The sequence below is a fragment of the Demequina sp. NBRC 110055 genome, from assembly GCF_002090135.1.
In the GTDB taxonomy this organism is placed as follows: domain Bacteria; phylum Actinomycetota; class Actinomycetes; order Actinomycetales; family Demequinaceae; genus Demequina.
Genome location: NZ_BBRL01000009.1, coordinates 1 through 23141 on the forward strand (window position 1 = coordinate 1; position 23141 = coordinate 23141).

The following is a 23141-nucleotide window of genomic DNA, read 5'->3' on the forward strand; positions in this document are numbered from 1 at the left end:
CGGACTCCCGGGCCCGCTCAGGAGTTATTTCCGCAGGTAAGGCCCACCATTGTCCTGCAGGCCGACGGGCGCGGCGAACACGATACGGCAGATCGCACGGATGGCGCCGACGAGCCCCTCACGCATGATCCCGCCTGGCCACTTCACGTCCTCCGCGCGGAAAAGGTGCGGTGCGTGGCCGCGGCCGGGCCCGCGGGGTTAGGCACCGCGGCGGGGTCGATGTAGATGCATCCGAACAGCGCGCCCTCGTCGGCCGGCGGCCAACCCCACGCCGCGCCGTACTTCTCCCACAGCATCGGCTGATTGCCCATGACGGCGGGAATGCCGATGTCCGTGTCGTCGGGGTGGATGGGGCGCAGGTGGACGGCGTCGGTCACCTGCACGTGCAGCGGGAGCGCGAAATCCTCGGGAAGCCCCATGGCGGTCACAGGGCGAATCTAGCGGGCGGCCGATGCCGCAGCTGGCTTCTCGCTCACCGCGGCTTCCCGTTCGGGGCGGCTTAGTGGCGCGCACGTGACGGGGGCTCGGACCTTGCGGCCCGAGCCCCCGTGGAGTGCGATGCGGCCTGAATTACGGCTGCTCGCAGAACCCGCCTGCGGCGAGCTCCCTCGCGAGCGCGTTCTTGCCCTGTCCCTTGTTGTCGAACGACTGGACCAGCTGGCCCACGTTGTCGAGTCCGACGGCGCCGGCGTTGACGGCCCTGTGAATCTGACCGAAGCAGGCGACGTCTGCAGGCGCGGCGCTCGCGGTCCCCGCGAACCCGACCATGGCGATGGCGGTGATGAATCCTGTGGCGATGATGCGCTTCATTGCGCTTCCTTTCCTTGGGCGGCCACCCCATGCGACCGCTTCACTCTCTTCTTCCGGCGCAGGCGACGCCTTCGATGCAGCAGGAACCAGATTTCGCTGTGAGCGAACACGGTGCATCCTGCTCACGCACCACACTGGGCTCATGACCATCGAGGTGCGCCCGGCGACCGTCTTCGAGGACGTCGCGGCGGTTGTCGGCCCCAAGAAGCCCACCTCCAACGTGTGTTTCTGCCTCAGCTACCGCATCGGCTCCAAGGAAAACAACGCGCTGCGGGGGCCCGCGCGGGCGGCGCGGGTCCGCGAACTCTGCGCCCAGGACCCGCCGCCCGGCGTCATCGCCTACCTGGACGACGAGCCCGTGGGGTGGGCCGCCGTCCATCCGCGTGCGCAGACCAGCTTTGCCCGCAACCGACTCATCCCCCACGTGGACAACCTCGACGTGTGGTCGCTGTGGTGCATCCGCGTGCGGCCGGGCCATAGAAAGCAGGGCATCTCGCACGCGCTCGTCGCGGGCGCCGTCGAGCACGCCCGCGCCTCCGGAGCGCCCGCCATCGAGGCCTACCCCGTCGACAACAAGGGCGAGCGCGTGGACCTCACCATGGCGTACGTGGGCACGCGCGTGCTGTTCGAGAAGGCGGGGTTCACTAAGGCCGCGGACACCGGGTCCGTGCTGAACGGATTCCCGCGGGTGCTGATGAGGCTCGACCTTCGGGATTAACGCACCGCTTGCGCTACCGTGCTCCTCAACCAAGGGGGTATGTCATGGAGGGACCGCTCATCGAATCGGCGTGGGCCGGAAGCGCGATCATGGTGGGGTTGGTGGTGCTGGGCATCGCTATCTGGGTCGCGGTTGCCATCGCGTTCTTCTCGATGGCCAACAACGTCGCCAAGATGCGCCGGGAACTCGAGGATGTCTACGCGATCTTGAGGGTGCAGACCGACATCATTCACGAGCAGACCCGCCGCGCTCCGGGGCAGCCAGGCAATCCCGACTCCGAGTAGCGCTCCCACGGCGACCGGTCGTCAGCCCACCTCGCCAAACGGATAGCGCACCTCGACGAACGGCCACCTCTCCCCCAGCCAGCGCGGTACGAAGGCCGCGACGGCATCGGCCAACCCCGCCGGCGCATCGGCCACCACCCACCACGAGACCTCGGCGACCGGGCCCACCGCAGCCGAAGAATCCGACGGCGGGTCGATATACACGCACCCGTAGATCGCGCCCTCATCGGTGGGCATGATCGCGTAGTTGAACGACTCGTGCGTGACCATCTCGCGCGCATGGCGGTCGAGGTCGGCGCGGTCGGCCTCGGGGGTCATGTCGGCGGGCGGCCAGCCCCAGGCCTCGCCGTACTTCTCCCACAACATGGGCTGGCTGCCCATCACGGCGACCATGTCGATGTCTGTGTCGTCGGGGCGGATGGGGCGTAGGTGCACGCCGTCCGTCAGTGGCACCAGGAGCGGGTGTTCGAAGTCGGCGGGAAGCCACGCGTCGGGCATGAGGCGAATCTAACGGGCGGCCGATGCACGGGCCGGCTGGCGCTTTCAGGCCGCCTGGGCCGCCTGAGACATCTCGAGAGAATCGAAGGTGGGCTCAGGAAGCCCCGACAGGTCAGCGTGAATGCGTTGCGCAGCGTCGGGCGCAACCTCAAACGGCGTCAACCAACTGAACTTCCGTCCGTTCGTCGCTACCGTCCACGCCATGTAGACCGGGATACCGGTGTCGCTGCGCCAGCCGAGCGTCTTGGGCATCGTCTCCACCGCCTTCACCCGCACCTTCGCGGCGCGATCGACGATGAGACCCTGCCCGCCACGCACCCGCCACCACGACCCCAGCAGGGCCGAGCCATCGCCGAACTCGCGAACGTAGACGACGCCCACGAAGCCGAACACTTGAAGCACCCGAAAGGAGACGACCGGCAAGAGTATTGCGAGGCCGGCGATCGCGACCGGCACGAAGACCGGCGCGAAGGCGTCGAACCAGAGATCAGCGTCGAAGCCGAGGACGAGCGTGACGTAGAGGCAGAGCGCCAACCCTCCGGCGATGAGCGGTAGGAACCACCACACCATGAGCCACGACGAGCCGTTTCGCCGTTCGACTCCGCGCACTCGCACCGCGGCGCCTCGCTTCACCGGATAGCCCTACAGGTCCATTGGCGCCGCCAAGGAGCCAACTGATCACCCGACATCATTCGTTCCCCCCAAGGAATCGGCGCCCCCGCCGGTCCCGTGCACGCTAGCGCGGCTCGCCTGACGCAGACACCCGGCCTGTGGACAGGTGCACTCGGCCGATGCCCCCGCCGCCTTCCGCACCCGCCTCACGTCCGCAGCGCTCAGCCCTTCTCAGCCTCCGGCAACCCGCGCCCCACCCAGGCCCCCACCACACCGAGCACCGCGAGCGCCACCAGAGCAACCGCATTTCCGAACACCGCCAGAGCCGCCGTCACCGCGCCCACCGCGAGCAGCAGCACGCCCATGAGCGTGTTCGCGACGGCCACGTACTCCGTGCGCTGGTCGCCCTCGGCAATGTCGACCACGTACGTCTTGCGCGCCAGTCGCGCGCCCAGGTGCACCAACGCGAGGACGAAGTACACCACCGCAGGCAGCCACGCGGCCTCCCCCACGCCCGGCACGGCCCTCAGCCCCAGGAAGACCACAATCGTGGCCGATGCCGCGAGCGAGGCGCCGATCATCAGCCGCCTCGACGACGCATCGGCCAGCCGCCCGAACACCCGCCCGCCGATGATCCCCGCGACCCCCTGGGCCAGGATGAACAGCCCCAGCGACGACAGCCCCTGGCCGTCGCCCTGCAGCGACAGCGCCACCACGAACGGTGGGCTGAGCGCAGACACCAGCAGCAGGCCACGCGCGACGACAAAGCGCCGGAAGACAGCGTCGTCCCGCCACAGGTCGACGGACTGCCGAACCCAGCCGGGCCGATCCTCGCCATGCCCAGCATCGTCAGCGGCAAATGCCGTGGCTGGCTCCGTCTCCTCCACCGGTTCGCGAATGGTCGCGTAGATCAGGGCGCCGAGCGCCCACAGCGCGGCCGCGCCGCCGAGCAGGGCCGCCAGCACGCCGACACCAAGGTCCCCACCCCAGAACCGCAGTCCCAGGCCGAGCGTCACCGCCACGACGGCCGATGCCACCGTCGTCACTCCCTGAATCTGACCCCGCTGCCCCTGCGGCACCGTGCGGCCCAGAACATCTTTGCTCGCGATCGAGGTCAGCGAGCGCGCGAGCGCGAACACCGCGAGCGCCACGAGGATGCCGACTCCGGCGACCCAGCCCTCGGCGGTGGCAGCCACGAGCGCCATGGCGGCCGTGGCGGCGGACTGTCCGGCCGCGCCGGCGACCCATACCCCCTTGCGCTGACGCCTGGCTTGCACCTTTGGCGCCCACGCGGCCTGCGGGAGCATGGACCCGGACTCGCGGATGGGCACCAGGAAGCCGACGAACACGCCCGGGGCGCCCAGCGCGTTCATCAGCCACGGCAGGACGGTCTTGGCGTTGACCACCTCATCGCCGGCGGACTGCAGCGCCTGCGCCGCCATCTGGCGCAGGCCGTTGGCGGCGATGTGCGGGCGCGCGTCGGGGCTCAGGTCCTCCGCGTCGGAGTCCTGGTGGCGGACCAGGAGGTCGTAGAGCTTCTGCGTGGCCATCCGTTCATCTTGGCAGGCGCTTGCGGGCGGCCGATGCCGTGGCCGGCCTGGCAGCCTCTACTCCCCCAGGAAAGGCCCGCCGTTGTCGCGGGGGCCGGACGTTGCAAACGCAGGTGCCAGGATCTGCCGTCGGCCCGGTCTGCTCGCATGACAGCAGACCTATCTACTCGGGCGAAGACTGCCTTCTTGATCGACTAAGTAGCCTTGGCCGATGCAACCGTCAATGGCAACATTGATTCGACGCTCGATGGCACTCGACGTCCGAGCCCAACCGAACAAACGGGCCACAGTCGTGACGATCTCGCTCCTCTGAGCGCCACCTGCATCAGTGACCAGCTGTTCGACCGCCAACGCAATTTCGCCAGAATGCACATGCTCTGCCTTGCGCACGGGACCTACAGCTTCCCTACGAACGGCTCGCACGCCCCGACCAGGGATATCGAGGAATTCGCTGTCATACGCCAACCCGCCGCGATTGATTGCGCTCTCGACGTTTGCACGGAGCCGCGCAGAGACGCGACCCACATTCCACCAGGCACGGAGTCGCTCAAGAGCGACCTCGATGTGGACGGGGCCCTCTACCTCGGCGAGGGTCGTGACGCCTGCGACAAGGTGTTGGAAGTTGGCGGGCTCGGCAGGATCCACCCATCCCGGCAGTGTCGTCCGCGGCGCTTGGATGTAGTCCGCGATCCACGTCGGCGCCTCATCAACTGTTGCAACCTCCTCCACGAGTTCTGGTCGTGATACGCGGAGGTGCTCGATATCGATTGGATCGTCAGACACCTCGACAGCGTGCTCGATCGCCGACCGCAGGCGGGCCTCTTCATCTACTCGATTCCGGTACCAGGCCGTGCCCCAGATTCGGTGCATCCTCCAACCCAGGCCGGTGAGAACTTCATCGCGTAGCCGATCGCGGTCACGCGCTGCCGGAGCAGAGTGGTACTGAAAGCCGTCGCACTCGACGGCGAGCACGTAGCGGCCGGGGCGGGCAGGGTCGCGAACGCCGATGTCGATGCGGTATCCCGCAGTTCCGACCTGCGCTTCCACCTTGTACCCCCAGGACGTAATCGCCTTGATCACCGACTCTTCAAATGGGGATTCCGGTCCTAAGTTTGTCGCGCCGTACTGAATAGCGAGGGTCGACTGGCCTTTCTCTGCATACTCGAGGTAGTCGCGCAGGTAGTTCACGCTCTCATTGGCGGAAGGCGGAATGTCACCGCCCCTGAGCGAGGCAACGACCTCGACGCGCTGGCGTGCGCGTGTGATGCCGACATTAAGCCTTCGCCAACCCTTGTCCTTGTTGAGGACGCCGAAGTTCGTGGTGATCTTGCCGGCCTCGTCTGGACCGTACCCAATGGAGAAAATAATCACGTCGCGCTCGTCGCCTTGAACCGACTCGAGCGAGCGGACAAAGAATCCGTTGAGACGATCCGAGGTGTCGAAGTACGCATCGAGGTCTCTGTGCGACTCGCGCGCTTCGTCTACTGCCGCCATAACGGCGTCGGCTTGCGCGACGGAGAACGTGACGACACCAAGGGTGAGGTCTGGCCGGTTTCTGTAATGCTCGATGACGCGCTCGGCAACTTTTCGCGCTTCGGTCGGGTTATCCGCTCCTCCACCACGGCGATACGTTCCGCTTGCGTGATAGAAATTCACGCCGACGTTCTCGCCCTCCGAGGCGGCAGACGGATACGTGACTAGTTTGCCGTCGTAGAACTTGTAGTTCGAGAAGGCAATGAGGTCTTCGTGCCGTGAACGGTAATGCCAACGAAGCCCCAGGTTGTTAAATGCTCCCGAAGCCTTTGCAAGCTCGAGAACTGACTGGAAGTCCTTCGCGTCCGAGTCGTCTTCGAGCTCGTCATCGTCAACGACACGGTCGAAGAATGACGTAGGGGGCAGTTGCTTGTCATCGCCAGCGAGGATGAGCGAACGGCCTCGGTAAATACAGTTGACCGCGTCACCGGGCGTGACCTGCGATGCTTCGTCGAAGATCACCACGTCGAACCGCAGATCAGATGGCAGGTATTGGGAGACTGCCAGCGGCGACATCATGAATACCGGCTTGACAGCCTGAACGGCGGTGCGCGCCCGGTCAATCAAGTCACGGACGGGGATGTGGCGCTTCTGCTTGGCGCCTTCGCGCCGGATAACTGCTGGCTCTCCGATCGCGGTATTCGCCGGACGTCGCGTGTTTGCGGCCCGCACGATCGCGGATGTCGCCCTGGAGATTAGGTCGCGGTCGAGCGTGCGGTAGGCATCGGCGAGCGCGTCGCGCTCGATGCCTAATGCCGGTCGGAGACGCTCATCGGCCAAGTACTCCGCATCGATCCAGGTGCGTACCAACGCACGCATCAGCGCACCTACGACAGAATCTGAGGGCAGGCGTTCTCCGATGCAGTAATCCACGCTGGATCTGAGGCCATAAGGCTCGAGTGCTGCAATCGCGTCGAGGTACGCGAACCACTCGTCCTGTCCGACAGTGTCGTCACGGAACGCTTCGAGAAGAGCCGCAGCATCGCGCGCGGTAGCCATTTCATGTTCGATCTCGCGAGCACGGTCGGCGGCGAACGCTGCGGAGATGGCCTTTCGGCACCCGCGCCACGCCTCCAGGCGCCCGTGGAGTTCAGGGTTAGGGAAACTCTTCCCGATGGCCTCTACTTGTGACACTTGGAGAGGTCCTCCGAATATCTCGCGGAGGCGCTGAGTGTGCTCAAGCAACTCGGCGAGGCGTGCGACGTCGGCCCCTGCCGAGGCACCCTCTGCAGGGAAGGCTTCGGCGAACTTTGCGCGCTCGTCCGCAAACCTCGTGGCTGCTTCGCGCGCTTGTGCGGCAACGCGGGTCACTTCATGCGCCTCAGCCACGGTGCAAGCGCGCCCGACTGCTCGATCAACGTCAATCACCCGTTGAATTACATCGTCCGTGTACGCCAGGTGCCCCTTGAGCCAATTCACCGACACTGCCGGAGGTTCAATCGATAACGCCGATGGTGGTGAAATCGACGTCGAGTCGACTAGCGAGGTCTGCCACTCCACGACCGCATCACGAATCTGATCGCACATGCCGTTGACGGCGGGCTCAGGATCGCGGTCACGGAAACCCGCCTTCACCCCCTCGGGCAGGCCTCGCGGGAAGAGGTCGTGGAGTTGCCTTGCCAAGCTCATCTCTCGTGCGATGGCAGCGAAGTCCGTCTCGCGCCCGCGCCACAACACACCGAGGAGGGCAGGCGCATCGTGGCCGATGCTCCCGAACGCTTGGTCCGCCTTCGACCATTCGACTGCTTGCGACAGATGAGCGATTCCCTCCTTGACGTTCGTGGCTTCTACGAGGAGGCCGGCGAGGACCCGCTTGTCCGTCCGGTAAGCGCCCGACAACTTTTTCAAGCCCGTATGGAGGTTCGCGAAACGATTCTCCAGTTCCGCCAGCGGCGCCTGCAACGCGGATGCGACAAAGACTTGCCGTGCGGCCGCCTCGACTTCGTCAAGCTTTCGTGCCTTGCGCTGCGCACGTTGGAGATATGCCTGCGCTTGTTCCAAGCCGTCCGCAGTTAGCCAAGCACTGGGAAACCGCTCCGAAGACCGTCGAAGCTCGTTTGTACGCACCAGCCGATCGATGTCGTGAAATGCCTCGATCTTGCCGAGCTCGAACGCCACCGCCAATTTGTCGGCCAACTCCAGCGCCGGCTCCAACGACTCGAGGTGCCGACGAGATTCATTCGCGAGGCTGGTCAGGTCATGTGCCGTCAGCGCCTCGACCGAGATGCCGTGGGCAATACTCGGGGAGACGCGCCAGAGCTCCCGTTTCACCGGCCCATCCGGCACTGCGTCCGCAGTGACACCGGCCAGACGCACAACCTCGTCTCCGCAGCGCAACGCTTCGTCGCGCGCTGCCGCAAGCGACTCGACAGCGTCACTCGCGATGGCTATGTCAGAGATAGTAAGGAAGCGCTCGATAGCGTCAACGGGGGCGTCTCGATGCTGGTGATCCAGAACCTCCACCACGGTCGCGACATCCTCGAGTTCCGTGACGCCTATGGCATTCACGAGCCCTTGGCTAAATTGCATGGCAGTCAGCAAGTGATCTAGAGCGCTGGCAGCGCGCGTCACTCGGAGCTCGAGCGACGTCCTGTCCGTGACGTCTCGCCACAGGAACGATGCTCCTTCTTGTACCGGTCGCCACGAGCGCGCCAATTGCGAGAGCTTAGCCGGGAGCGTCGTCACATCGTGATATGAAAGGGACGACGGCGCAATCTCCGGCGGCGGAGCCTGCGGCACGCCGTCGAGACGTGAGAACTCGCCAATCATGTCGTGCAACGAGCGACGCCACGGCTCCCGAGGCTCGTTCATCGCGCGGGCATAGTCGTCAAGTTGCTTGCGTCGCTCGAGCGCACTCACACCAGCGAGTTCGTCAGCACCGCCACCGGGCTGAATCACGGTGTCCAGTGCCTGTAACAATTGCGTCGCGACTTCACGACGGCTCGCTTTGTGCGAGTGGAGCTCGAGCAAGTAACTGCCTAGGCCTGCATCCGTGAGGCGATTGCGAACGACGTCGAGCGCAGCCATCTTTTCGGAGACAAAGAGGACTGTCTTCCCATCGTGCAACAACGCACCGATCATGTTGGCAATGGTCTGGGACTTGCCCGTCCCGGGCGGCCCATCCATGACAAAGCTCTTGCCTGAAACGGCAGCGTGAACAGCGACGCGTTGCGACGAATCGGCGTCAAGGACCAGCGGATTGGTCTCTGCCGGAGCGATGTCGTCGATGTCGCCCACTCCGGTGGCTTCGAACTGGAATTCGTCAGACTGCTTAAGAGGGTCGCTCGTTGCGACAGCCCGAAATAGGGGATGCTCGATAATGGCTTCCTCGTTATCAAGCAGGTCGCGAAACATCGCTTCCTTAGCGAACGAAAACGTAGAGATGTGAACTTCTGAACTGAGTTCCCAACCAGCGAAGGAGGGAGCGAAGGCTAGTGCGGCCTCGATTTGAGCCAGCACCTCCGATACACGGATCTCGATGCCGTCCTCGATGGTAGGCAACTCAATATTGAAGTCGCGCAGGCGCAGCGCCAACGCCGGATTCACGACTGCCTCGTCTTCTCCAGAAGTCACTCGAGGCGTGCCTTTCGGCCCCTCAGGCACCAGCGAGACTGGCACCAAGAGCAGCGGACTCTTCATCTGGGTGCCGTCTGCATCGTGCCATAGCAGCAGGCCGAACGCGACGTACAAGACTGATAGACCCTTGTCGAGGTACTCAGTGTTCGCGCGACGCATGAGGTTTCTCAAGACCGGCCCGACGTGCTTCTCCTCGCGCGCGGCGACAATCGTGTGTGCGGGGATTTCGTCCGAGTACTGCGACGAGATCTCGGCCTCCCCATCACCAGCGATCTCGGGATGACCGATGACGCGAACCGGCCTGCCGGTCTCGATCAGGTCAAGGATGGCGTCCCCGTCGGGATGCTCAAACCGCAGCGAAGACGTCCGAGGTGCATTGAACTTAATGAGTCGGCTCGCGCGCGTTAGCCCGACGAGACCGTCACGCCATGCTTTTAGCGCGATCTGGACATCATTGCCTTCGGCCATGCTGTTTCCCCCAGCTGACATGGGTCACGAAGCTGTGAACGCTCGATGCTCACGCAGTGTCACCCGGAAATCCTCTCCGGATACCTTAGCCGCGGTTGCGCGGAGCATAGGTCGGCTGCGGTATGCAGTGACCTTCTGCACACGGCCCCGATTCTCACGAGCCACTCCGCGCACCGGATCGCACCGTGGAGACGACACAGGGGCACGTGGCGGCGACGAAGTGTGGCTAATGCCTTGGCCACCCTGGCACCCCTACTCGCCCAGGAACGGCCCGCCGTTATCGCGGGGGCCGTCGGGCGCGCGGAACTCCAGGCGGCAGATGGCGCGAATGGCGCTGACGAGCCACTCGGCGATCATCTCGTCGTACTCCCCCTGCACGCCGCTGAACGCGACGACGAGGCCCTCGCGGACAATGCCGCCGGGCCACTTGATGTCGCCCGCGCGGTACAGGTGCGGCGAGTGGTCGCGCAGGCGCGAGGTGTCCATGCCGGTGCGCGCTGCGACGCGCGCCTTGGCGGTGGCCCACTCGACGAACCGCTCAGGGTCGTCGCCCAGGTAGGCGGTGAACAAGGGATCGGCCGATGCGTCGGCCGGGTCGAGCACCACCACCCCACCCTTGTAGCCGTTGAGCAGGCCGACCTCGTGGCCACGGGCGATCGCGGGGGTGATCACATCCCAGGCTTGTTTGCAGATGTCGGTGGTGATGCCGGTGAACATGTGGGGTTCCCTCCGTAGCCGGTACTGGTCCAGAGCACGATCGGCTATCGAGTGACCGGACACTCTGGCTCCACGTTAGTGGGCGCTTGGCACGACCGAGCGCAAGAACTCCCGAGTCTCCTCGTCAGTCGAGTACAGCACCGTCCCGACCATCCCTCGGGTGAGCAACACCTTGTAGATGTTACGCACGTTGCGATCAAACGCCTCATCGCTCACATTCTTGAGGCTCTTGAACGAGGGATCCTTGTTGAACTCGCGCCGACTGACGAACCGCCCGTCCCGGACGACAAGGTCAGGCCCCAGGATCACGCCGTTCCAGTCGTACTCGAAGCCCTGAGCCGTGTACACGCAGCCAACCTGACCAAATCCGCCGGGCTCCGTCGCCCATAGTGCAGACGGCGGGATGTCTCCGAGTTTCCGCTCGAGCTTCGAGTTCCATGGGCGGCGCCACGAGCCAACGACTACATCGTCGACCAACTGCCCATTGCGCGCTTCCGACCACGGCCAGCAGTAACCGGCTGTAATGCGCGCGCCGTAGCCTTGCGCCCGCGCTTGGTACATCCGAGTCTCGAGGTCCTCCACCGTGTCGACAACTTCGACTGCAAACGTGTCTTCGTCGTTCCACGGGATGGGGGCATCGCCCGCAAGGCCCAGCAGTCTCAGCACCCAGTCGATATATGCCGCACTGCCGCCGGCGCGATACTGCGCGTTGAGATCGACCTGCCGAACCTGGAGGCCCCTCAGAGCCGCATGTGCACGAATATCGGCGACGGTGCCAAGTTCGCCGGGCTTCACCACCTGGTGCTCGTCCAGAAGGAAGACAGGCACACGCGCCGCGTCCATGAGCTCGTCAACCTGCGGACGAGCGTCTTCCCTCAGCCGCTTGGGAGTGAATCGGTTGACAGACTTCTCGCGGATGCGGTGCGCTTCATCGAGCACCAGCACGTCGAGGCCGTTCCGCTCGGCCTCCATGAAGCTGTTGAAGTACTTGAACAATTCCTTCGTCGCTGGCGACCTGTGTCCCGCCACCTGGCGCATTGTCTGGGTGAAAGAACGCGAGCCCGTCGCGTGAAGCGCGGTGCGGCCCTGCCGTGCAAGTTCACCCAGAAGCGACAGGGCAATCACGCTCTTTCCCGATCCGGGGCCACCCGTGACGATCAAGACCTCTTTGGAGTCCCCGGAGCGTGCTGACTCCACGGCTCTCATGACGAGCTCGTATGCGACACGTTGCTCGTCCAACAGGACAAACTGCTCACGGTCTCGAATCTCCGCCGCGGCGACTTTCAGAAGCTGCTTGGAGGGCGCAATGGCCGACGACAGAAACTCGTCCGCTGCACGCGCGCCACTTATAGGAGCAAGTCTCGAACCGAGAAACTCAGCGAACTCCCCTCGACGCTGCCCAGTGAACATCCGGCCATCGCTGCTTGGTGCCACAGACCACAGGTCCGCGACGCCCTCGTCGCTCGCGTTGTGAAGATACGCGGCACCCACGAGCGCATCGGGCTTGCCTTCGAGCGCTCGAAGGAAATCACGGTAGTACCGCGAGTACTCGCCCACTTGCAGCGCAGGGTGGAGCACAGGGTTGTAGGCGACGCCCTCGACGTCGACCAGCGATTCGGAACCTTCGTGTCGGCGCGCCCGGGTCCACTGTTTGAGTTCCACCACCACATACGACGGATCCCCGCTCGTCGGATGCACTCCGGCGAGGACCACGTCTGCACGCCTACTCGTGAGTGGCAGTCGATGCTCAAGGAGGACGTCCACATCACCCAGACCTGCATCGTCGAGAACCGACGCCAACTGTGGGATGGAGTTTCGCCACGACTGACGCTCGCGAGCGCCAGGGATCCCGAGTCCGTGGAACAGGAACATGTCGGCAAGCGCATCCTCGACGACGGAGAAGTTGGACCGCGAGTAGGCGGCGAGTGACCGGGCGCTGTGACGCACGACCTCCATGGAGACCCCCAGGGCAGTACGAATACTGCGCGGGAGGCATATCCATGATGGAAGCCTGTCGGTGCGCTTACGTGGGGAACACTATCGCCCAGCGGTGACGCAATCTGGCGTGTCGTGGGAGAGTCGTCACGTGACCGAGACTGCTGATTCGCTCGCCGCACTGACGGCCGAGATCCGAGAGTTTGCGCGGGAGCGGGATTGGGAGCAGTTCCACGATCCCAAATCGTTGCTTCTGGCACTCGTGGGCGAGGTCGGCGAATTGGCCGAGCTCTTTCAGTGGGTGCCGGCCGCCGACGCTGTCACAGCGTTCGCCGATCCAGAACGAAAGCAGCGGGCAAAGGACGAGATCGCTGACGTGCTCACATACCTCCTACGTCTGGCCGACGTCTTGGATATCGACATCGCAGAGGCCACTGCCGCAAAGCTTGAGGATTCGCGCATCAGGTTCATGCCTGATGCGGTCCGCGGGATCGCCCCTCACATCGACTGAGTGCCGCACCTTCGAGCGCTGTTTCCCACGCAACGCCTGTATCTCAGTTCCCGCGACCGAAAATGCGAGGTGCGTTCGTGCCACGTAGCGCAAACCCAAATGTGGAACCGAGGGCGCCGAATCCACCCGGCCACGGTGTGGGTCCGCGCGGCACATGGCCGCCCCTCGCTCGCCCGGATCACTGGGCGTTGAAGCGCCTGCAAGGACACCGCCCGTCACGGCAGAATTCGCGTGGAAGTCATCTGCGTTCTCACGAATGCGATCTCATCGCACGCGCGAAAAGGACAATTGCCCTAAAAGGCGCGTTGCCTCTACGTTTACCCTGCTAAGCATTGACAGGACCTAGGTAAGTGTTTACGTTCGCTCATTAACACATTGGGGGGAACCGTGAACTCAGCATCGCAGATTGATTTTGAACACAATCCAGCGTGTGAACGCGCGCACAACCCGGGATGCAAATGTCGATGCCGCGGGGCGGGCCACCAAGTCGACTTGCTATATCGCGCACTGAGCTGCTCGTCAGCACAGGATCTTCAGGAATTTGAACGGGACCTCGAGCGTGCGCTCGGGGGATTGCATGCTCGATTTGACCAGGTTTCGGTTCCGGCGCGAAAGGGAAGAAGGATACCCCGAGCTTCAGAAATTTCTCGCGCGAACTACTCCCGAGGCTGGGGCGCAACTTGGTTCGAAACGCTCGTGGTCGACGACTTCCTCAAAGTTGCATTGCTCTCGACTGCTCAGGCGAGCCTGCAATCCACTGCCGGAGCGCGAACGCGGCAGAACAAACTGGCGGCCGACATAACCACGGGCGCAATGGGAATTATACCGACAACTACGGGAACCACAATTGCGGACGGCCACCTTTGGTGCTCGATAGTCGCAGAAGCAGCCGCCTCGCAAGTTGGCCGATCGGGCCTTGGCAGCCCGGCGCCGCGATACTCGTTATTGTGCCTGCCTCGGCACTCGAGGACGCTTGAGCCCGTGGCTTACAGTTCGACCCGAGCGACCGGGCTCCGGCACATTCGCCAGGCCATTGCGGCTTCATCACTGTCGCCGACCCACAAGAGCCAAGTGCTCGCCCTGACTGGCGCAGCAGTGTGCGCAGACATGTGGCGGCACCCTGCGGTCGTCCGTGAATGCGCGCTCTCGTTCGCGCGGCTCTCGCCTCCCTCACAGGCCCTTTCGCAGGCTTCGGTCGGCACTTCCGGCAACCTCGCTGCATTGGCCGATCGGTGGCGCGAGCAGGGACACTGGCACTAGATTCGCGTTCGCGGGTAGACGACACCTCGGCGCTGACGGAGAGTTGACCCGCAATCGGGAGCCGCTCTCGGCATTGACCCAGTTAGCCGTGTCTTGACGCCTCACGAATCAGCACGTGGCGCCTAGGGGCTAGTTGAGGCCCTGGAGACCTACGGGTGTTTCGGCTGAGCAGGTAGCAAAACCGTGGGTCAGGCCATTGTCGACAACCACACTGTGAGTAGACCCGGCCTACCTTTACACCGTCATTGACGACCATCCGTGCGCCGGCTATGCAGAGAGCCACGACGATGAAACTGCCGCCACCGCCATCGGCGTGCTACAACGCGCGGGGCATCAGCAAGTCTAAGACGGTCGAATTCGCTTCGACCAGCGTCATCAACCGTGTCACTCGCGAGATATCTGACGAGAACGAACTGTTGGCCGATCGTGTGGACTTCGAGGTGGACCGAGTTGCGGGCTCCAAGAACGTGAACTTCGTGTCGGCACGCAATGTCTCGGACATCGTTCGCACCGCCACTCTCGGTATCAAGGGCCGCATGACGAAGCCGCGTGAGCGCGTGTATAAGGATCAGCAGGTCTACGCGATCGCAGACTCGTACTTCGACACGCTTGTCGCAAGCCCCCCAGCTCGCCGCGCTTTTCTTGGTGACGCAGAGCCGCAGGATTTGCGCGGCACGAGCCTCCTGGCGTCCCCGACTGTGCTTCGGGTGCTTGCGCGAGTGTTCCACAACCTCGCAGTAGACATGGAGGGCGACATGCCGACCTTGCTTCCCCTCGGTCGTGGGACTGCAGAAGCCTTCTTCGAGAGCCTTGCGCCGCTTATGACGGCGCCCGTGTTGCCCGGTAGCCCGTGGATGTCCACTGGCGTGTTCCCCGACGAGGGGGCATGGCACCGTCATCCCGTTCTCAGGACCTCAGCGGCCTCACGGACACGCTCACCGCGTGGGCCCGTGGTAGCGAGGCGATGCCTTTCATCTAGGGCCAAAAGCACTCGGCCGTGTGCATCTTCGTGATGCGCACCGCCGAGCTGTCGCATGCCTCCTTTTGTGGGCGCGACCGCAGGTCCTTCTCTTTTTTGCCCGCAAATCTGCGCAGGCCACTCTGACGCGTCGCCTGGCATTGACTCGACTCCGCAACGGCATGACTCCTTGGGCCGCGAAGATTTCGGTCTAGAGCAGAGGGATGAACACTCCTACGTGGCCCACGGCAGCGATCAGGATCTCGATTCCATCCGCCCGCTCTTCACGGCCTTGAGCAGCGCCTCGTGGTCGGCCTCCGTCTGGTCGGCATACGCCCTCGCAAACGCCGCCATCGCCTCGTCCACATTGCTGCCCTTGCCCAAATACCCAGCGATCATCGACGCACCGCTCGTGCGCGCATGGCCCTTGGCCAGCAGCCGCCCAGCGATGCCCGCATAGTTGGCCAGCGCCTTCGCCGAGATGCGGTCGAGCGACACCGAGCCCTTCATGTTCCTGAACTGGCGCACGTAGAACTGGCGCCCATCCACCGTCGTCCAGCCCAGCAGCGGGTCGCTGACCGTCTGCAGCGCCTGCTGATACTCGACCACGCGCTGGCCCTGGTGACGGTGCCACGCGTCCTTGCCGTGCACGTGTTCCGCGATCACCGAGCGCCTGGCCTGCTTGAGCTGCAGGAAGATCACGTCCTTCTCGCTCGATCCCTCGAGCAGCGCGACGTAGGCCCGCAGTCCGACGGAGCCCACGCCCACGACCTTGTGCGCGACATCCACCAGCGTGTAGCCGCCCAGCATGCGCGCCCAGTGCGGGTCTAGGGTCCCCATGTACTCGTCGAGACCCTCCGCGAGCGCGTCGGCCTCAGCATCGGGCAAGCGCGTAATCAGCGGCGGCTCCTCGACGATGCGCCTGCCGTCGCCGTCCTTCTTGGTGAAGCGCGGCAGGGCCCGGTCCGAGGTGCGCTTGCGCGCCCGCTTCGCCGCCCGCGCCAACTCCTTCGACAGCGACGACTCCGTGCCATGCTTCTCGATGCCGCGCATGTCGATGCGCTCGAACGAGCGCGCGAACAGCGGCTCCTGGGCCAGGTGGCGGAGCTCGTCGCGGTACGCCCGCGCGCAAGTTAGCACCGCGTCGCGGCACTTGTCCTCCGAGGCGCCCGTCTCGCGTCCGGCGACCCACGTGCTCGCGACCAGGCGGCGCAGGTCCCACTCCCACGCGCCCGGGTGCGCCTCGTCGAAGTCGTTGAGGTCCAGGACCAGATCGCGCTCAGGAGAGGCGTAGAAGCCAACGTTTCCCAGGTGCGCGTCCCCACACACCACGGGAGTGATGCCGGTCGACGGCAGGCCAGCCACGTCATCGGCCATCACCACCGCCGAGCCCCGCAAAAACCCGTACGGCGAGGCGGCCATGCGCGCCACGCGCACCGGCACCAACCCGGGGACGCGGCCCTCGTGGCTGCGCTCGATCAGGGCGATGGGGTCGCGGCGCTCACTATCGACCTTCCAGTCGCCGAGCGTCCGGCGCGGCACGTCCTTACGCAGCGAGCGTCCAATCTCGTAGCGCTCGGCGCGAGGCCGCGGGCGCTTTCGCAGCGACTCGAACACGCGCGGCTCGCTGTCGGCGTTGGTGCCGCTCAGCGTCTGGTGAACCTGAGGCACGTCACTGGCCACGCGGCACATCCCCTCCGCCCTGCGCGGTCGGCGGGCAGGGCATCATCGTTGCACGTCGGCCCATCCACAGGCGGTAGACGCAGGCTTTCTCGCAGGCAGACACTGGCTCTATGACCCTCACCATCAAGAACGAGCGCACCGTTGCCCTCGTGCGCGAACTCGCCGACAGGACCGGCCAGTCCCAGACTCGCGCCATCGAGTCGGCGGTCCAGGCAAAGCTCGAGCGCCTCGCCGCCGAGGACCACGACCGGCGCGCCCGCGAGCGCTACGACCGAGCGATGGCAATCGTTGCCGAAATCGACGCGTCCCTTACGAACGAGGACCGCGCCGCCATCCGCCAAGCGCAGGACGACCTTTACGACGAGGACGGGCTCTACGCATGATCGTGGACAGTTCGGCCACCATCGCGATCATCGACGCAGAGCCGGACTTCAACCGGCTCGTCACCGCACTGAACCACTGATCGGGGAGGGCCGATGCCCCGCACTGAACGGCGCATCGACCCTCCTCCAAGCGCTACAGCCCGGCCTGGTCGACGCCGTACGTTGCCTGCTCGCTGGTGAAGCCCTCGTACGTCAGTTGGTCGATCAGCCCACTACGCGAAAAGGCCTGGTAATCAAGGTACGACTCGGCACTCAAAGCAGCCTGCTCGTTCCAGTCGACGGTAATCCCCGCCACGCCGTGCTCGGCCTGCTTCTTGGTGAAGCCCTCGTACTCCAGCTGATCGATCAGACCGGACTTCGAAAACGCGGTGTAGTCGAGATAGGACTCAGCCGATAGCACCGCCTGCTCGTTCCAGTCCGCACCCGCGTTGTCCGCTCCGTAGATCGCGTCGTCGTGCGAAAAGCCCTCGTACTCCAACTGGTCGACGAGACCGTCGCGAGAGAATGCGGTGTAGTCGAGGTAGCTCTCCGCCTGGCGCACCGCCTGCACCTGCGATGCGCTAGCGCTCGACGTGGCGGGCTCTTCGGTATCGCCCTCATCCTCCGACGTGCTCTCCTCGGCGGGCGCCGCCTCGACCTCGGCGGGCTCGTCGGTCGCCTCGGGCTCCTCCCCCGGGCACGTTTCGTCCAGTGTGACCGACGCGAGCACCACCACCGTTTCGATGGGAACCTCGTCACCCGCGGCCGGGTCCTGTGTGCACACCTGCCAGTTGGAGTCGAGGACCTGTGTGCGCTCGTCGCCGGAGGCATCCTCCTGATCGACGAAGTACGAGCCGAGGTCTTGAAGTTCGTCCTGAGCATCCTGGAGGTTGTCACCCACCAGGTCAGGCATCATAAATGTTGTCGGTGCCTCAGAAGCGGTCGGCGTCGGCGATGAGACGTCCGGGGTTTCCGTAGGCGACGGCGCAGCCTCCGTAGGCGTCGGTGACGCCGCCGCGACACCAGTGGAATCGTCATCGCCTCCCGCTGCCGCGCCGAGTGCTCCGATGCCAAAGAACACGGCGACGGCGCCGATCGGAATGAGGAAGCGCTTCTTCTTCCACCACTCACGTTCATCCGCGGGCGGGCTCACCGGTACCTCACCCTCTGCCTGCGGTCCAGCGTTCGCCGCCCCCACGACCTGCGGGTCCGAGTCAGTCGAGGCCGCGGTCGCGGCACCGACTCCCGGCGCGATGTGCTCGGTCCACTGGGCACCATCCCAATAACGCTGCGTGCCATCCTCTTGCGGGTACCACCCCGCAGGCGCGTTCGTACTCATGTGTTGCTCCCTCAGCCACGGGAACGGCTCGGCCCTCATGCCCGAACGTGACGCCCCAATGTCGAGAATGACCGTACCCCTGCCCCCTGACATCGCACTAGCGGAGTGGGCAAGGCCACACGGCCAAAGCGACGAACGGCACGAATCGCCCCGTGGTGCGTCCACTTTCCGTATGTCGGATAGTGATATCCATTTCATGAGAACTGCCGCGCCGTACGCACCCGGTCTCTGGTGAGCACCTCGTTCTAGATCACCTGCCCTACACTCGCCTCATCTCAACGACGAGAAAGAGGAACGATGGCCGCCGATCGCACCCTCATCATCGGCGCCGGGCCCGCCGGCCTCGCCGCCGCGCGCGCCCTCACCGAGCAGGGACTCCCCTACGACCACGTCGAGCGCCACAGCGACGTGGGCGGCCTGTGGGACATCGACTCCCCCGGCACGCCCATGTACGAGTCGGCGCATTTCATCAGCTCGCGCACCATGTCCGGCTTCCCCGGCTACCCCATGCCCGAGGACTACCCCGATTACCCGAACCACCGCCAAATCCTGGCCTACTTACGCTCGTTTGCGGCCGATGCCTCACTCACCGACCGCATCACCTTCCACACCGAGGTGGTCGCCATCGAGCGGGAGGGTGACGGCACTTTCTTGGTCACCACCCGCTCGGGTGACGGCGCAGAACGCTCCGAAGAGGTGACGAAATACGGCCAGTTGATTGCAGCATCGGGCGTCCAATGGGACCCCAACGTGATCGAGATCCCTGGGTATGCGGGCGAGATCCGCCACAGCGTCACCTATCGCGACCCTAGTGAGTTCGCGGGGCGGCGGGTGCTGGTCGTGGGCGCGGGCAACTCGGGCTGCGACATCGCGTGCGACGCTGCCCGCAGCGCCGATCACGCCGCGATCTCGATGCGCCGCGGTTACTGGTTCATCCCCAAGCACATCTTCGGCCAGCCCGTCGACGTGTTCGCCGAGTCCGGTCCCACCATGCCCATGTGGCTCGAGCAGGCCGTCTTCGGTCGCCTGTCGCGCGTCATCAACGGCGACCCCACCCGCCTGGGCCTCCAGAAGCCCGACCACAAGCTCTTCGAGACCCACCCGCTGCTGAACGACCAGCTGCTGCACCACCTGCAGCACGGGGACATCACGGCGCGGCCGGGGATCGCAAGCGCGGAGGGCACCGTCATCACGTTCACCGACGGCACCACCGAGGACGTGGATCTGGTGCTGCTCGCGACGGGCTACCGGCACACCATCCCGTATGCGCAGAGTCTCTTCGGCGACGAGCAGCACCCCGACATGTACCTCACGGCCTTCGCGCGCACGCCGGCGCTCTACGGGATCGGGTTCGTCGAGACCAACTCCGGCGCGTACGTGCTGATGGACATGCTCAGCCAGATGGTCGCGCAGCACATCGCGGACCGCACCCGCCGGCCGGACGCGTGGACTGCGTTCGAGCGGCACGTCGCGACGGACCGGCCTGACCTCTCGGGAGGGATCCACTTCGTGGACTCGCCGCGGCATCAGGGCTACGTGGACGCGCACGCGATCCAGAAGTACCTGCGTGCGGTCGCCCGGCGCATGGGCTGGACGCTCCGCGCCTAGCCACCAGCGGCGCGCTAGTGGACACCCACTGCGTCCTCATGCACCCGCGTGCGTCCCAGTGGACCCTCAGTGCGGAGACCCGGCGCTACTCGTCACACCCGCACGAGCCCGACGGCGTCTTCGCCTGCCAGCACGTCTCGCACACGCCGTAGTCGCGCGGTTCCTCGTGCTTGCGCACGGGGGTGCGCGATCCCGCGCGGCCGCCGCCACGACCCACGGTCGGGTGGCTCACGCCCCACACCTGCGTGCCGGAGTCGAGGGTCACGCCCCACACGCGCTCGGGTCGGCCCGACGCCTCGCCGGCCTCCGCCTCGGTCGCGAAGTACTCCGTGTAGCCCTTGCAGATCTGCAGGGCGTGCAGGCCGTCCGCCCGGATGCCCTTGATGTAACTCGACTTGACGTCGAACCCGAGGAGGTCGATCCGCGAAGCGATATCCCTCACCATCGGACGGTTCTCGTGAGCGATGTTGAACTGCTCCATCGCCTCATCGAGCGTGATCAAGGGGGTATCGGTCATAGGGCTAAGAGTCGCACGTTCCGCGTCAGCCCAACACCACCCGAACGTCCCAATCGGTCAGCTCAAGCGCGGATCCCGCGGCGAACTCCTCGCCCGTGACGGCATCGGTGGCCGCGAACGGCACCGTCACGGTCGCCTCACCCCAGCCCCAGTGGTGCAGGAACCAGGCGCGACGGCCGTCGGCCAGCGTCGACGAGGTCGCGCGTACACTCTCGGGCAACCCGTCCCAAACACCGGCCACCGGCGCGGGCGCCGCCCACCCCATCAGCGCCGCGGCCGTCGCCTGGTCCGGCACCGTGCCGGCGACCGTGATGCGCCCCTCTCCGACGGGCATGGTCGTGATGGCGGCATAGCCGGCGAGGTGCGGGTGGTCGTAGCGCGCGAGCACCTCGGCACCCTCGGGGCGCAGGTACTCGGCCCACTGGGTGGCGGCGCCCTCCGCGCCGGACAGCGGCCCGCCGTCGGCGACGAGCGCCACCGGCTCGGCCAGCGACTGGAACTCCTGATAGCTCACGCCCGCGAGCGTCGCGAGGCGTGCGGGCTTCACATCCGTACGGGCGCGAGCCTCCTCGTCTCCGTATGCCGAGCGGGGACCCAAGACAAGGTGACCACCCGCCTGGGCGTAGTCGGCGAAAAACTGGAGTGTGGCATCGGCCGCCGTGAAGTCAGCCGCCACGACGAGGACGGGACGCGCCGCCGCAAAGGCGGCCGCATCGCCAAACGGCGCCTGCTCCCCGACCATCTGGTCGGGGCGCACCAGGTTGACCTGGCGCCCAGCGTCGAAAGCAGCGCGGTAGAACGGCAGCGCGAGCTGGCGGTAGGCGTCGGGGTTGGCGCCCATGCGGTCCGCACCGCGCGGCTGGCCCAGGGTGTACGCCGATAGCGCCCATTTGGCGTCGGACGAGTACAGGAAGGCGACGTCGGCATCGGGCGTCGCGCCGGCGAAGAGGTCGCCGACGGCCTCGAAGTCCGCGCCGATCTGGGCGACCTCGGAGTGGATTCGGCCGGGCTCGCCATCGTGCGGGATGAGGCCGATCCAGTAGGTCTCGGCGCCATACGCCAGGGTGTGCCAGTGCCAGTACTCGATGGCCTGCGCACCGCGCGAGACGAGCGCCCACGCGACCTGACGCAGCTGCCCGTCGTAGGGCGGGATGTTGTACGCCGACTGGCCGATGCCGCCCGCGTTCGTCTCCGTCACCCAGAATCCGGCCTGCTTGGAGCTATATGCGAGGTCCGCGAGCTCGTACAGGCCCCAGGTGCCGTTGGCGACCCAATCGGTGCTGAGCTCGGCGTCGCTGGGGTAGGCGAGGCCGTCCTGGCTCGAGTAGTAGACGTTGCAGCTGGCGATGTCGAGGGCGCGCGAGAGGGAGGCGTCCTCGACCGCGGCCTGCTCGTAGGAGATGCAGGTGGTGACGAAGGGGGTGGTGCAGCCTTCTGCGGGCGGGTTGTCGCCGACGATCCCGCGGACCAGGTCCGCCTGCCAGGCGATGTAGCCGTCGACCAGGCTCGCCTGGAAGCGGCGCCACGCGAGGTGGTACTGCGGCTGAAAGTTTGTCTCGGGCCGCCAAACCTCGTCCCAGTTGGTGAGGCGGTGCGACCAGTAAACGAGCCCCCACTCCTCGTTGAGGGTCTCGATGTCGCCGTAGCGGTCCTGGAGCCATTCCTTGAACTGCGCGAAGATCGCGTCGTTGTAGAGGATGCGCAGGCCGGGCTCGTTGTCGACCTGGTAGCCGACGATGCTCGGGTGGCCGACGTAGCGGCCGACCACCTTGCGGATCACGCGCTCGGCGTGCTCGCGAAAGGCCGAGTGCGTGAAGTCCATCTCCTGGCGGGCACCCCACCCGATGGGGTCGCCGTGCTCGCTGATGCCGACGATCTCGGGGTGCTTCTGGGCGAGCCACATGGGGATCGCGTAGGTGGGCGTGCCGAGGATGACGGCGATGCCATTCTCGTGCGCGGCGTCGAGGACGGGCTCGAGCCAGTCGAGGTCGAACTCGCCGTCGCGCGGCTCCCACGTGGACCACACGGACTCACCCACGCGGATGAGCGTGAGGCCCGCGTCGCGCATCTGGCGCATATCGCGAGCGAGGGTGTCCTGATCAGGGGCTTCACCCAGGTGCGGGTACTCGTAGTAGTAGGCGGCGCCGAGGTGGAGACGAGACGACTGTGTCATGCACGGAATTCTGCCAGGTGGTCGGGAAG

General features: G+C 65.4%; 18 protein-coding genes and 1 pseudogene. 7 read left to right on the forward strand and 12 right to left on the reverse strand.

Annotation, left to right across the window (positions count from 1 at the left end; genetic code table 11):
* Window positions 1–143: 143 nt before the first annotated feature.
* Window positions 144–428 (reverse strand): hypothetical protein, encoded by a 285-nt coding sequence (locus tag B7K24_RS10205; RefSeq protein ID WP_084130240.1) that lies wholly within the window; start codon window positions 426–428, stop codon window positions 144–146.
* A 142-nt stretch (window positions 429–570) separates the two neighbouring features.
* Window positions 571–810, reverse strand: a complete 240-nt coding sequence (locus B7K24_RS10210; protein ID WP_084130241.1) for a hypothetical protein — start codon at window positions 808–810, stop codon at window positions 571–573.
* A gap of 142 nt (window positions 811–952) precedes the next feature.
* On the opposite strand from B7K24_RS10210, the gene B7K24_RS10215 reads away from it, so the two are divergent.
* Complete coding sequence (locus tag B7K24_RS10215; RefSeq protein WP_084130242.1) at window positions 953–1528, forward strand: GNAT family N-acetyltransferase; 576 nt, start codon at window positions 953–955, stop codon at window positions 1526–1528.
* A gap of 44 nt (window positions 1529–1572) precedes the next feature.
* Entirely contained in the window at window positions 1573–1812 is a 240-nt protein-coding gene (locus tag B7K24_RS10220) for a hypothetical protein (RefSeq protein ID WP_084130243.1), read from the forward strand.
* Between the two features lie 21 nt (window positions 1813–1833).
* On the opposite strand, the gene B7K24_RS10225 is transcribed toward B7K24_RS10220, so the two are convergent.
* The 6 genes from B7K24_RS10225 to B7K24_RS10250 all read right to left on the reverse strand — a co-directional run bounded on the left by B7K24_RS10225 (window position 1834) and on the right by B7K24_RS10250 (window position 12479).
* Window positions 1834–2310, reverse strand: coding sequence for a GNAT family N-acetyltransferase (locus B7K24_RS10225; protein WP_084130244.1), 477 nt, complete (start codon window positions 2308–2310; stop codon window positions 1834–1836).
* A gap of 45 nt (window positions 2311–2355) precedes the next feature.
* Entirely contained in the window at window positions 2356–2943 is a 588-nt protein-coding gene (locus tag B7K24_RS10230; protein WP_084130245.1) for a hypothetical protein, read from the reverse strand.
* A 200-nt stretch (window positions 2944–3143) separates the two neighbouring features.
* Complete coding sequence (locus tag B7K24_RS10235) at window positions 3144–4472, reverse strand: MFS transporter (protein ID WP_084130246.1); 1329 nt, start codon at window positions 4470–4472, stop codon at window positions 3144–3146.
* Window positions 4473–4631: 159 nt separating this feature from the next.
* Window positions 4632–10049, reverse strand: a complete 5418-nt coding sequence (locus tag B7K24_RS10240) for a DUF4011 domain-containing protein (protein WP_159449218.1) — start codon at window positions 10047–10049, stop codon at window positions 4632–4634.
* 252 nt (window positions 10050–10301) lie between these two features.
* Window positions 10302–10766, reverse strand: coding sequence for a heme-binding protein (locus B7K24_RS10245; protein WP_084130248.1), 465 nt, complete (start codon window positions 10764–10766; stop codon window positions 10302–10304).
* Between the two features lie 75 nt (window positions 10767–10841).
* Window positions 10842–12479 (reverse strand): DUF2075 domain-containing protein, encoded by a 1638-nt coding sequence (locus B7K24_RS10250; protein ID WP_234986669.1) that lies wholly within the window; start codon window positions 12477–12479, stop codon window positions 10842–10844.
* 30 nt (window positions 12480–12509) lie between these two features.
* On the opposite strand from B7K24_RS10250, the gene B7K24_RS13670 reads away from it, so the two are divergent.
* From B7K24_RS13670 to B7K24_RS13675, 3 genes and pseudogenes are all read left to right on the forward strand, one after another.
* A complete protein-coding gene (locus B7K24_RS13670) occupies window positions 12510–12695 on the forward strand; it encodes a hypothetical protein (protein ID WP_234986670.1) in 186 nt (61 codons plus the stop codon).
* A gap of 157 nt (window positions 12696–12852) precedes the next feature.
* Entirely contained in the window at window positions 12853–13212 is a 360-nt protein-coding gene (locus tag B7K24_RS10255) for a nucleotide pyrophosphohydrolase (protein ID WP_234986671.1), read from the forward strand.
* A 1492-nt stretch (window positions 13213–14704) separates the two neighbouring features.
* Window positions 14705–14800: pseudogene (locus tag B7K24_RS13675) on the forward strand (IS481 family transposase); the annotation flags it as partial.
* 885 nt (window positions 14801–15685) lie between these two features.
* Here B7K24_RS13675 and B7K24_RS10260 read toward each other — a convergent pair.
* Window positions 15686–17113, reverse strand: a complete 1428-nt coding sequence (locus B7K24_RS10260) for a DUF2252 domain-containing protein (protein WP_234986672.1) — start codon at window positions 17111–17113, stop codon at window positions 15686–15688.
* Between the two features lie 110 nt (window positions 17114–17223).
* Between B7K24_RS10260 and B7K24_RS10265 the strand changes: the two genes are divergently transcribed.
* On the forward strand, window positions 17224–17496 hold the full coding sequence (locus B7K24_RS10265) for a type II toxin-antitoxin system VapB family antitoxin (RefSeq protein ID WP_084130252.1): 273 nt from the start codon (window positions 17224–17226) through the stop codon (window positions 17494–17496).
* Between the two features lie 133 nt (window positions 17497–17629).
* Here B7K24_RS10265 and B7K24_RS10270 read toward each other — a convergent pair whose 3' ends face one another.
* Entirely contained in the window at window positions 17630–18814 is a 1185-nt protein-coding gene (locus B7K24_RS10270) for an Ltp family lipoprotein (RefSeq protein WP_159449219.1), read from the reverse strand.
* 297 nt (window positions 18815–19111) lie between these two features.
* Between B7K24_RS10270 and B7K24_RS10275 the strand changes: the two genes are divergently transcribed.
* Window positions 19112–20422 (forward strand): NAD(P)/FAD-dependent oxidoreductase, encoded by a 1311-nt coding sequence (locus tag B7K24_RS10275; RefSeq protein WP_200808332.1) that lies wholly within the window; start codon window positions 19112–19114, stop codon window positions 20420–20422.
* Between the two features lie 85 nt (window positions 20423–20507).
* On the opposite strand, the gene B7K24_RS10280 is transcribed toward B7K24_RS10275, so the two are convergent.
* Together B7K24_RS10280 and B7K24_RS10285 are read right to left on the reverse strand one after the other, a co-directional pair.
* Window positions 20508–20939, reverse strand: a complete 432-nt coding sequence (locus B7K24_RS10280) for a hypothetical protein (RefSeq protein ID WP_084130254.1) — start codon at window positions 20937–20939, stop codon at window positions 20508–20510.
* A 25-nt stretch (window positions 20940–20964) separates the two neighbouring features.
* On the reverse strand, window positions 20965–23112 hold the full coding sequence (locus B7K24_RS10285; protein ID WP_084130255.1) for a beta-galactosidase: 2148 nt from the start codon (window positions 23110–23112) through the stop codon (window positions 20965–20967).
* Window positions 23113–23141 lie beyond the last annotated feature (29 nt).

Coding starts and splice junctions, on each gene's coding strand:
- B7K24_RS10285 (WP_084130255.1), bottom strand. CDS start 23,112: ATGACACAGTCGTCTCGTCTCCACCTCGGCGCCGCCTACTACTACGAG.
- B7K24_RS10280 (WP_084130254.1), bottom strand. CDS start 20,939: ATGACCGATACCCCCTTGATCACGCTCGATGAGGCGATGGAGCAGTTC.
- B7K24_RS10265 (WP_084130252.1), top strand. CDS start 17,224: ATGACCCTCACCATCAAGAACGAGCGCACCGTTGCCCTCGTGCGCGAA.
- B7K24_RS10270 (WP_159449219.1), bottom strand. CDS start 18,814: ATGAGTACGAACGCGCCTGCGGGGTGGTACCCGCAAGAGGATGGCACG.
- B7K24_RS10240 (WP_159449218.1), bottom strand. CDS start 10,049: ATGGCCGAAGGCAATGATGTCCAGATCGCGCTAAAAGCATGGCGTGAC.
- B7K24_RS13670 (WP_234986670.1), top strand. CDS start 12,510: ATGCTCAAGGAGGACGTCCACATCACCCAGACCTGCATCGTCGAGAAC.
- B7K24_RS10235 (WP_084130246.1), bottom strand. CDS start 4,472: ATGGCCACGCAGAAGCTCTACGACCTCCTGGTCCGCCACCAGGACTCC.
- B7K24_RS10215 (WP_084130242.1), top strand. CDS start 953: ATGACCATCGAGGTGCGCCCGGCGACCGTCTTCGAGGACGTCGCGGCG.
- B7K24_RS10275 (WP_200808332.1), top strand. CDS start 19,112: ATGGCCGCCGATCGCACCCTCATCATCGGCGCCGGGCCCGCCGGCCTC.
- B7K24_RS10225 (WP_084130244.1), bottom strand. CDS start 2,310: ATGCCCGACGCGTGGCTTCCCGCCGACTTCGAACACCCGCTCCTGGTG.
- B7K24_RS10220 (WP_084130243.1), top strand. CDS start 1,573: ATGGAGGGACCGCTCATCGAATCGGCGTGGGCCGGAAGCGCGATCATG.
- B7K24_RS10245 (WP_084130248.1), bottom strand. CDS start 10,766: ATGTTCACCGGCATCACCACCGACATCTGCAAACAAGCCTGGGATGTG.
- B7K24_RS10210 (WP_084130241.1), bottom strand. CDS start 810: ATGAAGCGCATCATCGCCACAGGATTCATCACCGCCATCGCCATGGTC.